The sequence below is a fragment of the Psychrobacter sp. TB67 genome, from assembly GCF_000511065.1.
Lineage (GTDB): Bacteria > Pseudomonadota > Gammaproteobacteria > Pseudomonadales > Moraxellaceae > Psychrobacter > Psychrobacter okhotskensis.
Map to the genome: position 1 here is coordinate 1 of NZ_AYYA01000040.1, position 11,809 is coordinate 11,809.

Below are 11,809 nucleotides of genomic sequence, written 5' to 3' on the forward strand. Positions count from 1 at the left end.
TGACCCCTGCCGTCAAATCCGTACAGTTAAACTTGGGAGATTTAATTACGCAGCTTGACGATAATAATCAAACCACACCTGTCTTGGCGATTTATAGCCCAAGCTCTTTTGAGTTCTCGTTTGGTTGTAATATAGTTCAATATATCCAATGATATCGGTAATGGCGGCAAATCTAGTTTTATAGTCTTGGTGATACACCAGCTCGTTCTTTAATATGCCCCAGAAGCTTTCTATGGGTGCGTTGTCAAAGCAGTTGCCTTTAGCACTCATTGAGCCTGTAAACTGATGCTGCTTGATGATTTTGTGATAAGCGTGGCTACAGTACTGACTGCCTCTGTCAGAATGCACAATCAGCCCTTTGCCTGGTCGTCTGTTCTTGATTGCCATATTTAGTGCACGACAGACTAAATCAGCAGTCATGCGTTTATTAATGGCGTAGCCAACCAGCTCTTTGGTGTATAGATCTTTGACCCCTGCTAAGTACAGCCAGCCCTCATTTGTCCAGATATAAGTAATGTCACTGACCCAAGACTCATTAGGACGCTTGGCATCAAACTGCTGATCGAGCACGTTTGGATAAACCAGCTTGTTGTGATTAGAGTCGGTGGTCACTTTAAAGCGCTTATGACGTCGGCATTTGATGCCGTGCTCTTCTTTGATGCGTCTCACCATGTATAGGCTAATGTCATGGCCTCGCTCACTTAGATGCGCATGCAGACGCTCATATCCATAGCGCTCCTTTGTTTCACTGTGCGCGGCTTTAACCAGCAGCTCAGACTGGTTGCGATGTATCTGTTGATCGCTGATATCACGACTCAGCCAGTCGTAGTAGCTAGAATGCTTAACCTTTAGTACACGGCACATAGCTGTGATACTAAATATCTGCTGGTTATCCTTAATAAAGGCGTACTTTACTAACTGTTTTTCGCGAAGTACGCCGTGGCCTTTTTTAATATCTCTCGCTCCTCCTCGGCAACTTTAAGTTGTCGCTTGAGCTGCTTTATTTCTTGAAGCGCTGTCATAAGATCAGGATCATATTGTTCTGTGCCGATAAGCTTGCCTTGATTGGCTTTGTTATGCCAATTTGATAGCGTTTGCATGGCAATGCCAAGCTGCTTTGCGGTAGCCGAGATATTGCCATTATTGTCTGATATCTTCTTGACAGCTTCTGCTTTAAATTCGTCACTGTAGGTTCTTACTTTCTTGGTCATGATAAACTCCGATTAATACGCTTAGTTTACCAAGTTTATCTCTACGGTTTCTTCAGCATAGCTCATTAAGCTTATATACCTATAGAATAGATAGTTCTAGCCAATATGGAGGTGTTTTTCCTTTAGAAGCTTGAGAACGTGGCTGAAGAATACGCAATTCATATTTACCTGAATATGGAAGCTTGTAATAACCTTGGTTATCTAGTTCAGAGGAATATTCTCCTACATTGACAGAATCTGATAAATTCTTATTAAATAAATAAGAATCCACATTCCCTGCCGTTGTTTTAACAGAAAGCTTTTGGTTCTTTTTGGCATAAAATGTATAGGAATCGTACTTACTACCCTTTAATTTCCCATAATAGTTAGCTGAACTAGCGCCTTTTTTAAATTGAACATCAACAGTTTTAGCCACTGCATCTGAAGATGCGGCCATTACTGTAGGACTTACCATTAGAACAGGAAGCGCAATTAGAATAGCAGCAGTTAAGTTTTTCATATTTTAAACACTCAAACAGTAAAAAAACGATTTTATCTTACTCCACACTGTCAACCTTTATAGATATGTTATATTAGTATTACTAATATAGAGAGTACGTTGGTAAGTTACTGAATAAGGCCACCTGTAACGACCCTAACTTCTAGTTCTACCGTAAACCTACTTATGGTAGTAAAAACCTGAATTTCATCACGTAAACAAAGAGAACACTGCTAAATAGTGGTGTTCTCTTATTATATTTAAAGGAAAAATTATGCGTTCTTTGCTTCTAACGACAATGTGCTTAACGGGCAGCTTAGCTCTAGTGGCTTGTAATAACCATCGTGCCGACACCACGGATCTGAGTAAGCAGCCTACAATAGAAGTGCCGGTAGCGTCAGCGGCATTTACTGCTTTTGGAAACACCGCTAAAGAAAAAATTTGGCGAATAGTGATTGAAGGAAATGAGCTAAGTATAGAGGCGAATTTCTTAAAGCCAACGACAGCAACAGTTATCGTGGTGGGTTCTGGTTCTGTCAATACTGAAGGTGTCGAATACGCGAGTACTATCAATGGACAGCCTATTGTTGTGAATATAAAAAATAACCTTTGTATCGATGACAATGGCTATCAAAATGAACTTACTGCAATATTAACTTACGCAGGCGAAGTATATCAGGGTTGTGCCGTTGCCGGTGCAATAGAAATTGCGCCCACATAGAAGATAAGCCTAACCTATGAATAAACCATTGAAAAAATTTAGCCTAGTATTCTTACCATCATTTTTGTGGGTCGTATTAACTGGGCTAGGATTTGGCTCTCAAAGTCTATCTAATTTGATTGAAATTATAGGAATTTTTATAGTATCTGTGCTGTGTTTATTTATCCCAGAACGATTTATAAAATATCAACTCCTTCTTCTAATACTCTTAATAATCACTGCCTTAGTGCGTTTTTTAACCCCATATATACCGGAATAATATTAAACCAGTTGGCTATCTGAACCGCCCCGACTATATCGGAGAGCGTTTTATTTGAGTCAGGCAACTTTGCCTGACTCATTAAGACTATCATAATATTGCTTTTCAAACTCAAAAGGTGATACATAACCAATCGTACTATGCATTATCATATGAATTACCCGCGTTCCAACAAAGGTAATAACGCCAGAATCAGCCATCTGATCAGTATAACGAATAGATAAATACTGAACGCCTCTATCACTACGATGAATAACGTCTTTTGGGTTGTTTCTGTCTGCAATGGCTTGATTTAACGCTGCCATCACCATATCGATGTTCATACGATTAGACACCTTCCAGCCAACAATAATACGGACAAACACATCTATAATAAACGCAGTATACTAATAAGGTGTTAAAAGGAGCTAAAAATGAAACTCGCAGAAGCCCTACTTATTCGTAGCGATATGCAAAAAAAACTTGCTCAAATTAAAGGACGTATTCGTAGTAATGCTAAAGTTCAAGAAGGCGATACGCCAAATGAAGATCCAAGTCATCTAATGATTGAGGCTAGTCAAGTCATTACTGAGCTATCTACTTTGATTGAACGTATTCACCGTACCAATGCAGTTGCTAAGACGGATAAAGATCAATCAATGCTGACGCTATTGGTTGAACGCGAGGCGTTGGAGATGCGCCACAAACTATTAATTGAAGCAATTGAAGCGACCGACACTGAGGCAGATCGTTATAGTCATCGTGAAATTAAATGGAATATTATGGTCTCAGTAGCTGGGTTACAAAAGCAAGCCGATGACCTGGCGATGAAACTACGCAAAATTAATATTGTCATTCAAGCCAATAACTGGCAAATTAACCTTGTTGAATAAGATTTGTAGACTACTAAATTTATAATTTTCTATTCTTATAGTCATAAATGAATAGAACCACCTATTGGAACCGATTGGGCGAGTGTCAGACCCCTTACCTACACAACAGGGGGTTGAAAACATACTGTAGTGTTTGTCATGCGTTGCGGGTAGACGCTTTTTTTACTACTTATGCCCCGAACACGTCACAGCTCACAAGGTACTACTTAGACCTTACTACCAGATACTGACAGTCGGTTTCAACTTTACGTTTAATGCCTCTTGATACGCCGATTATCAAGAGCGTCATCTACGAGTACTACGCATTTACCAAACTCAACACCCCGTGTTAAACCTCTCTAATCCACGACTCCATTCAAGTCCTCACTAGGGTACCGAACCAGTGAAATCGGTTTATCATAGGCATACTTACAATAGATTATAGGCGTAATAATAGTACGCTTGAAGTGGTTTTACTGCATTAGTCTATTTTAAACGGTCTATCAATGGGCTTAAAGGGTGATATAGCTGTTTCCACTCGGGTATACCCGAAATGAATCAGTAACTTAATGCCAGATTGAGAAGCTTTTCCTAAAAACTGTGTAACTGCTTATAATCCAATAGCAGGAGAATAAGCAATGACTACTCAATCTGACATTAAAAAACTGGCTGAGCAAATGGCCAGCAGCATGAGCAGCTTAAAAGTTTGAGAAAAAGGTGTGTTATTTAAAGTCTTATCTACTACAGCTCCATAGCTATACTGGAAGTTATTTAACCTGCGCTGTTTCTAATAAACTGCCATCTTTATCGAATAAGCAGTCGACGATAATGAGCGGAGCCGCATCCAAACTATCTTCAGCGTAGTAATGTGTTATGACTTCAAAGTTACCATTATTTAATCGTCTGTAGTCTGTGTTTTTTCGTTTAATGTCCATAGACTTAAAGCCTTTAAGCATGGGCTGTACTGCTTTCTGGCACTTCGTTAGCAATGCAATCTTTGATGTTTTTTGAGCTTGTTCGAGTTCAGTATTTCTTTTTTCATCAAATGGGTTACTGCCATTTTGAATCCAAATATAAAATGCTGCAAATGTAATAATAGATAGTCCTGTAAGTGTCTCTTTTTTCATAATATGACTCGTTTAGCAATAATAGAATAAGATATTTACTAACATACAAGCATAGCTCAGTTATTCTTAAGGAGCATGTTAAAACAATAATTAACCGTTGAAAGCAATGGGTAAATGTTACTCCCGTTCTGGTTAGTTCAGCTTAGTATTATAAAATAGGGCTTAATAAAAGATGGATACCTTAAATATCGTGTATCTCGTAGGAGCAGTGTTAATTTTTGCCAGTATTATGGCGAGCACTTTATCAGCACGTTTGGGTGTTCCACTTTTGCTATTGTTTTTAGTCGTCGGGATGCTCGCTGGTGAAGAAGGTATCTTGGGTATTGAGTTTTCTCAATATGCAATAGCCAATTTTGTCGGGCAAGCAGCCTTAGCCTGTATTTTGTTAGATGGCGGGTTGCGCACCTCTGTTAAATCATTCCGAGTTGGCTTAAAACCAGCCATCACACTGGCTACTTGGGGCGTACTTGCGACAGTCATGATACTGGGTGTATTCGTCACATGGCTGCTGGATGTCGATTGGCGCTTTGGGCTATTGCTAGCGGCAATCGTTGGTTCTACTGATGCGGCAGCGGTGTTTTCACTGCTGCGTAATGGCGGTGTTAAATTAAATGATCGTGTCCAAGCCACGCTTGAATTAGAGTCGGGCGCCAACGACCCGTTAGCGATTTTATTAGTCACAGGATTGATTGCTTTAAATGTTGATCCTGCCGGACAGACAGCGCTAGGCTTCTTAGGCCTACTATTACAACAGCTTAGTTTTGGTTTAGGAATGGGCTTGTTCTTTGGCTATTTCCTATCTCGATTATTACCCAAAATACACTTGGCAGAAGGTATGTATGCCATTTTAATAATGTCGGCGGGTTTAGCAGTGTTTTCTGCCACTAACTTACTGGGCGGTAGTGGGTTTCTCGCGGTCTTTATCGCTGGTATTATGATTGGCAACCATAAGGTACGCTCAACTGAGCATGTCATGCGCGTGATGGACAGCTTTGCGTGGTTGTCGCAAGCGGTGTTATTTGTGGTATTGGGCCTATTGGTCACGCCATCGAACGTTCTTGAAGTTTGGCCTTATTCAGTGGCCATTGCTGCCTTTATGATTTTAGTGGCTCGTCCTATTGCAGTCTATACCAGTGTTTTACCGTTTAAATTTAAAAATAGAGAGATCGGCTTTATCTCTTGGGTCGGCTTACGTGGTGCGGTGCCCATTACCCTTGCCATGTTGCCAGTGATTGCAGGGGTGGACAATGCCTTTATGCTGTTTGATATCGCTTTTGGGGTGGTGGTCTTATCGTTGGTGTTACAAGGGACGACCATTCCTTTTATGGCCAATCTGTTTAAGGTGCGTATTCCTAACAATAAGGGCCCAAAAGAAGAGCATGAAGTGTGGGTGTCAGATAGCCCGAATACCCAGCTGACCACATCTGCACTAAAAATGGCATATCACATAAGACTTGAGCCTAAAGGCGTGCTGTTTCATTCAGATCAAGGTGGTCATTATACCAGTGAAGAGTATGCTAAATGCGTAGCCAAGTGCAATGGTATGTCGCATAGTATGAGCCGACGAGGCAACTGTTGGGACAATGCACCTACAGAGAGGTTCTTTAGAAGCTTTAAGACAGAGTGGATGCCAAAAAACGGCTATGACAATATTGATGAGGCTCAGCAGGCAGTAAATGATTATATTTGGGGCTATTATCAAAGTGTAAGACCACACAGCTTTAATGAGTATTTAACACCGAGCGAGAAAGAGAGACTTTATTTCAACAAAAACCTCTTAAGTACTGTCTAAAAATATTTGACCACTACAGTAAGATAACGGGTACATTTGACTCCGAACCCTATCAAGCATTTCACTCATTTCTAACATCGAGGGTGGTTTCTGCTCTTTTTTAGAGTTTTCGGCCACTTTCAAATTCCTTTTAACAAACTACTTTTAGTTATTTGGCAACAACTCTAAAGATAGCACAATAGTTAGTGAAGCAGAGTACTAACCTTTACTTATTGTCTAGAGATTTATTTAACAAAAAACACCCAACCAAGTTGAGTGTTTTTTTATTCATCTCTTTCAGTTACATCAAAGCTTAAAGCGTACTGATAATCTCATTCAGCTTGTTATTAAACGTCTCGTCCGTGACGACACCAGCTTCTTGATACCCAGCAACTTTTTTAATCTAATGATGACTTTCAAAAAAATTTGAGAAAAACAATCATTACATAGTTTGGGGATTGGGAATTAATCCATCTTTTACCATATTGTCTAAATGCTCAATGATTTCATTATCTGTACGCAAACTCATTTCATTGAATCCAGCCTGACGAGCTTTCGTCACATCAAATATCCCATCGGTTTCGACATGAAAAAGGAAGTCACCAAAACTGCCTTGAGCAATACGATTAATATCAGGCTCTCGCAAGTCATATCGAGTTGCAATATTCTTCCATTCGGAATCTGACGCCTGATTCAAACGTTGCTGAAGATTAATTGGCTGTGGCTCGCCGACATCCAGTCCGAACCATTCCGCCACTTTTGGCCAGAGATACTTCCAGCGACATACATCACCGTTGGTAACGTTATAAGCACCATCCTTTTCGTTGTCGGCCGCCCACACGACCGCCTCACCCAATAAACTCGCAGTCGTAAAGTTGATCAATACACTATAAGCCGCTGCAGAACCCGGAAATTGCATAGCAACGCCAAAGTGTTTACACAACGTACCATAGAGACCAATCAAGTTCCCCATATTCATAGCAGAACCAAGCGAATGACCAATCATGATATCCGGTCGCAAAGCGGTCCACCTGATACCTTTACTCTCTAACGTGCGAGCATAGTCTTCGTGTTCAAAATATAGGTTTGGTGGATAATGACGGCTATCATCCTCTCGAGCTGGCGTTTTATACACACCAAGATGAGCACCATAAACCTTGCCCCCTTGCAGGAATATCACCCGCTTCAAATCCGCCCCAGCGGCTATCACACTTTCGATGATATTCTTAAACATCAAGCTATTTTCTTCCGCTTCTGTCTTTGCATCATCGGAGGGTTTGATTGCTGCATAAAAAATATGAGTCACATGGGCCAGACTGTCTGAATGCTTCTGTAGTGAAGCTCTATTAAGTAAATCAGCAGATAAATGTGCTGTCTCATGGGGAGGCTCAATCGCTCTTGAAAGAGTTGTTACCTTCCACTCAGCATCTTGTAATGCGACAACAGCCCCGTTTCCGGTCACACCTGAACCACCTACGACAAGCATATGAGGTTGCATTATATCTCCTTAGGTAACGTCAACTTTTTTGATAGAAACCAGCCACTAGCAGTGGCTGGTATCAAAAATTAATTGTCTTACAGGTTAGGCGATACGACCACCGCCGTCAACATTGACCACGGTGCCATTAATAAAGCCATTTTCAAGAATAGCCAATGCTGCGTGAGAGAGGTCTTTCGTTTGACCAACTCGTCCAACAGGAAGCGATTGAGCGACATCATTAAAGAGAGCAGCTTTATCTTCATCATTGAGCATATCCCAAGTTGCGCTATCGACGACTCCGGGAGAAATAACATTAAAACGTTTTGGTTTCATTTCAATGGCTAAATTAGCCACAAGGCTTTCTAATGCGATGTTTACAACACCAACAATAGACGAGCCTACTCCTTGTCGATAAGCGGCAAGGCCTGAATAAAATAACACAGAGCCTGAATTTGTCAGGTGCTTATCAGCGCTACGCGCTAAGTTGATCGGACCGTAAAGCTTGCTGGCAACCATACTTTGAATCTCCATATCCGACAACTCTAAAAATGGCTTAAACACCAGATCAGCAGCGGTCGATACAATATGATCGTATGGCGCCTGCTCTGCAAGTGCTACATCAACTTGCTTCGCATCACTAATATCTAGCGCATAAGTACCTAATACACTGTCACCCAGTTCTGCTGCAACCTTATCCAACTTATCTTGCTTTCGCCCAGCTAAGGCCACTTTGGCGCCACGAGCGACCGCCATCGTTGCAAGCGACGCCCCCATTCCTGAGCCTGCACCAACAATAAAAATTTTTCTGCCTTTCAGTGAGCCTTGACCATCATTGCTCTGTATCAGTGGTGTTGTCATTTTATTCTGCCTAAATCGTTAATTGGTCTTTATGATACAATATTTAAATCAACTAATAATTAACCATATAAAGAATAATTTATTCAGGAATATTGAATAATGGACAGACTTGACTTAATGCAGATATATGTGGATATTCACGATATCGGCTCCATGGCTGGAGTAGCCAGACAAAGGAACATCGCTCCCTCAGCAGTCACGCAAGCATTACAAAAATTAGAGCAGTACGTAGGCGTAACACTGATTATGCGTACTACTCGGCGCATGTACTTTACACCGGAGGGAGAGCAGTTTCTGCATCACTGCCGCTCCATACTCGGAAAAATAAAAGAAGCGCTTGATCATGTTAATCAAAATGGACCACTACGAGGAACCATTCGTTTTACAGCAACCAATGATTTTGGTCGTACTCGATTACCATTGATCATTGATGAATTTCTAGAGTTACACCCACAAATAAAAGTGGATCTTCATCTATCGGATGGTGTCGTGGATCTGATCGGTGAACGCTTTGATTTCGCCATTCGAACCGGACCTCTGGTCGATTCAGAGTTCAAAGCACGCCGATTAATGAGTCAAAAGCGCTACGTATGTGCAGCCCCGATTTATTGGGCAAACAACGGGAAGCCCACGCATCCTAGAGAGCTCTTACAGCATAACTGTCTGGTTTTAGCTCGTCCCAACGCTTCGCAATCGGAATGGCACTTTATCGAACAAGGAAAATCATTTGCAGTTAAAATATCCGGCAACAGATTGGCCAATGATGGAGGTGTACTACGCCAATGGGCTATTAATGGTGCAGGTGTGGTTGTAAAAGGTGAATTCGACATTGAGGAAGACCTTAAAGCAGGACGTTTAGAGTGTGTGCTTACTTCTTTTACACATCAGCTGATCAATCTCTATGCGGTCTACCCCGGACATCGCCCATCGCCAAACCGAGTACTGGCGATGATAGATTTTATCGTTGACAGGCTAAAAGTTTAGTGGTCAACTAATTTAGGACAGCTGATAAGAGATTTTGGTTAAAGTAACGTCTCTCTTTTTCTGCTGGTGATAAATAATCATTGAAACGGTGCGGTCTCACGGTTTGATAGTAGCCCCAGATATAATCAATAATGGCGGCCGATGCTGCATCCATATCCTCGTAACCGCTCTTTGGCATCCACTCCGTTTTAAAACTCCTGAGGAACCTTTCAGTTGGGGCATTGTCCCAACAATTACCACGACGGCTCATACTTTGTATCATACCGTCACAACCAGCGACTGAATCAGCAAACTTCTTGCTGGTGTAATGGGTACCTTGATCGGAATGAAACAGGACGCCACTAGGTTTAAGTCTGGTTTGATACGCTATCTGCAGCGCTTTAGCGGGCAGAGCACTGTCAGGTGAGTCTGGCATAGAAAAGCCGACCACACGCTGGGCATACAAATCTCAAACAACGGCTAGATAACTAAAGCCACCTTTGATACGGACATAGGTTACATCACCTGTCCACACTTGATTAGGCGCTTCTGGGCTAAAGTTGCGATCTAAGAGATTGTCATGGGCTTTGTGTTCTTGATCAGCTTGCTGGTATTTATGCGTCTTGAGCTGACAGCTCATTAGTCCCATGCCTTTCATAAACTTAGACGCTAGGTAGCGCGTCAACCTATTGTCTAAGGTGGAAGTACCAATGCCTAGCGACTGGGAAACCTCAGCAACTTTGCGTTTGTGCTCAACGACTAAGCTAATGGCTTCTAACTTGAATTCTCGGGTGTATTTTTGGCGTTTGGTAGTCATACTAATTATTCTCTTCGGGGTAGTATAACCTTGTATCTTGAATAATCGCTTAATACTATCGATGAAAGTTGATAAAATAAAGCAGTTATTCATGAGCATTGAGAGTATGAGTATAACCTTAGTGCCTAGACACTGTGTAAGAGATTATGCCCAATGCTCATCCTATCATCTTAATATTCTGAATGGTATCCAAGTGCCTCGACATCTTATCAGATGCCATGAGTGACACTGCATAAACAAGGGAAGACAATAAGATGACACATTATATAGGCATAGACGTTAGTAAAAATAAGCTAGATATTGCATGGCTCAAAGACACTGACAAACTAAAATTCAAAACTAAAGTCTTTAAAAATGATCACAGTGACTATGCTGCTCTTATCAACTGGCTAATTGCTAACATTACTGATGACTTAAACAACATCCACATAACCCTTGAAGCTACAGGCGTCTATCACGAGAACATCGCCTACTACCTATTTGATAAAAAGCTTAACGTTAGCATCATCAATCCTGCTTACGTCAAAAGCTATGCTGCTAGTTTAGGAAGTCGCAACAAGACGGATAAGAAAGATAGTATGTTATTAGCCCGCTACACCTATAGTGCTAAGCCTAAATTGTGGACACCGCCGCCAGCAGAGGCGCGTCACCTCAAGTCTTTACTGTCGCGCTTAGACGCGCTACAAGAAGACTTACAACGTGAGCTGAATCGATTGGAAAAAACGGAGGCCACAGACACCGCTCCTATCGTTAAAGCGTCTATTGAGCAGATGATAGTCTCTTTGCAAGCCGCCATTGTTAAGCTCAATGGTGATATTGATGACCATATCGATGGTCATCCCAATTTAAAGCAAGACCAATATCTGCTACAAACTATTAAAGGCGTCGGCCCTGTTGTCTCAAAGCAGATGATGTCGCTGATGCATAATAAGCAGTTTAGTCAAGCGTCGCAAATGGCAGCCTTTTTAGGTCTAGTTCCCAAGCATAGTGAATCAGGGCTATTTAAGGGCAAGTCTCGCTTAGCAAAGAATGGCTCAAGTGCCGTAAGAGCTAAATTGTATATGCCGGCGCTAGTCGCCATTAAGCATAATCCCGACATTAAGGCGCAGTATGAGCGACTGCTTGCTAACGGTAAGTGCAAAATGCAGGCTGTCTGTGCGGCGATGCGTAAGCTTGTGCATATTTGTTTCGGCGTGGTTAAACATCAGCAACCTTACCAAGCAAGAGTTGAGCTAATTAGCACTTGATTTGGCTTTTTTAAGATGGTATCTCT

General features: G+C 41.6%; 12 protein-coding genes and 1 pseudogene. 5 read left to right on the forward strand and 8 right to left on the reverse strand.

What is annotated here, in order from left to right:
• Positions 1-45: 45 nt before the first annotated feature.
• Both W293_RS0105985 and W293_RS0105995 read right to left on the reverse strand, forming a co-directional pair.
• A protein-coding gene (locus W293_RS0105985; protein ID WP_156915601.1) for an IS3 family transposase occupies positions 46-1,211 on the reverse strand; the annotation gives its coding sequence in 2 pieces (ribosomal slippage) (positions 46-953 and positions 953-1,211; 1,167 coding nt in all).
• A 79-nt stretch (positions 1,212-1,290) separates the two neighbouring features.
• Complete coding sequence (locus W293_RS0105995) at positions 1,291-1,710, reverse strand: hypothetical protein (RefSeq protein ID WP_025651567.1); 420 nt, start codon at positions 1,708-1,710, stop codon at positions 1,291-1,293.
• A gap of 253 nt (positions 1,711-1,963) precedes the next feature.
• Between W293_RS0105995 and W293_RS0106000 the strand changes: the two genes are divergently transcribed.
• Positions 1,964-2,410 (forward strand): hypothetical protein, encoded by a 447-nt coding sequence (locus tag W293_RS0106000; RefSeq protein WP_025651568.1) that lies wholly within the window; start codon positions 1,964-1,966, stop codon positions 2,408-2,410.
• A 461-nt stretch (positions 2,411-2,871) separates the two neighbouring features.
• Here the strand turns inward: W293_RS0106000 and W293_RS17600 are convergent.
• A pseudogene (locus W293_RS17600) lies at positions 2,872-3,055 on the reverse strand (DDE-type integrase/transposase/recombinase); the annotation flags it as partial.
• A gap of 27 nt (positions 3,056-3,082) precedes the next feature.
• Here W293_RS17600 and W293_RS0106010 point away from each other — a divergent pair.
• Positions 3,083-3,541 (forward strand): DIP1984 family protein, encoded by a 459-nt coding sequence (locus tag W293_RS0106010; RefSeq protein ID WP_025651570.1) that lies wholly within the window; start codon positions 3,083-3,085, stop codon positions 3,539-3,541.
• A gap of 746 nt (positions 3,542-4,287) precedes the next feature.
• On the opposite strand, the gene W293_RS0106015 is transcribed toward W293_RS0106010, so the two are convergent.
• A complete protein-coding gene (locus W293_RS0106015) occupies positions 4,288-4,647 on the reverse strand; it encodes a hypothetical protein (protein WP_025651571.1) in 360 nt (119 codons plus the stop codon).
• Between the two features lie 172 nt (positions 4,648-4,819).
• Between W293_RS0106015 and W293_RS16155 the strand changes: the two genes are divergently transcribed.
• Positions 4,820-6,439, forward strand: a complete 1,620-nt coding sequence (locus W293_RS16155; RefSeq protein WP_025651572.1) for a potassium/proton antiporter — start codon at positions 4,820-4,822, stop codon at positions 6,437-6,439.
• Positions 6,440-6,860: 421 nt separating this feature from the next.
• Here W293_RS16155 and W293_RS0106025 read toward each other — a convergent pair whose 3' ends face one another.
• Together W293_RS0106025 and W293_RS0106030 are read right to left on the reverse strand one after the other, a co-directional pair.
• Complete coding sequence (locus W293_RS0106025) at positions 6,861-7,916, reverse strand: SDR family oxidoreductase (protein ID WP_227502384.1); 1,056 nt, start codon at positions 7,914-7,916, stop codon at positions 6,861-6,863.
• An 84-nt stretch (positions 7,917-8,000) separates the two neighbouring features.
• A complete protein-coding gene (locus tag W293_RS0106030) occupies positions 8,001-8,756 on the reverse strand; it encodes an SDR family oxidoreductase (RefSeq protein WP_025651574.1) in 756 nt (251 codons plus the stop codon).
• A gap of 99 nt (positions 8,757-8,855) precedes the next feature.
• Here W293_RS0106030 and W293_RS0106035 point away from each other — a divergent pair, with 99 nt between their 5' ends.
• Positions 8,856-9,740, forward strand: a complete 885-nt coding sequence (locus tag W293_RS0106035; protein ID WP_025651575.1) for a LysR family transcriptional regulator — start codon at positions 8,856-8,858, stop codon at positions 9,738-9,740.
• Between the two features lie 7 nt (positions 9,741-9,747).
• Here W293_RS0106035 and W293_RS16160 read toward each other — a convergent pair whose 3' ends face one another.
• Together W293_RS16160 and W293_RS16960 are read right to left on the reverse strand one after the other, a co-directional pair.
• Entirely contained in the window at positions 9,748-10,185 is a 438-nt protein-coding gene (locus W293_RS16160; protein WP_084212278.1) for an integrase core domain-containing protein, read from the reverse strand.
• A gap of 3 nt (positions 10,186-10,188) precedes the next feature.
• Positions 10,189-10,536: a transposase gene (locus W293_RS16960; protein ID WP_198015425.1), complete on the reverse strand. Its 348-nt coding sequence runs from the start codon at positions 10,534-10,536 to the stop codon at positions 10,189-10,191.
• Between the two features lie 254 nt (positions 10,537-10,790).
• Between W293_RS16960 and W293_RS0106045 the strand changes: the two genes are divergently transcribed.
• Positions 10,791-11,783 carry an IS110 family transposase gene (locus W293_RS0106045; RefSeq protein WP_025651576.1) on the forward strand — a complete coding sequence of 331 codons (993 nt, stop codon included), beginning with the start codon at positions 10,791-10,793 and terminating at the stop codon, positions 11,781-11,783.
• Positions 11,784-11,809 lie beyond the last annotated feature (26 nt).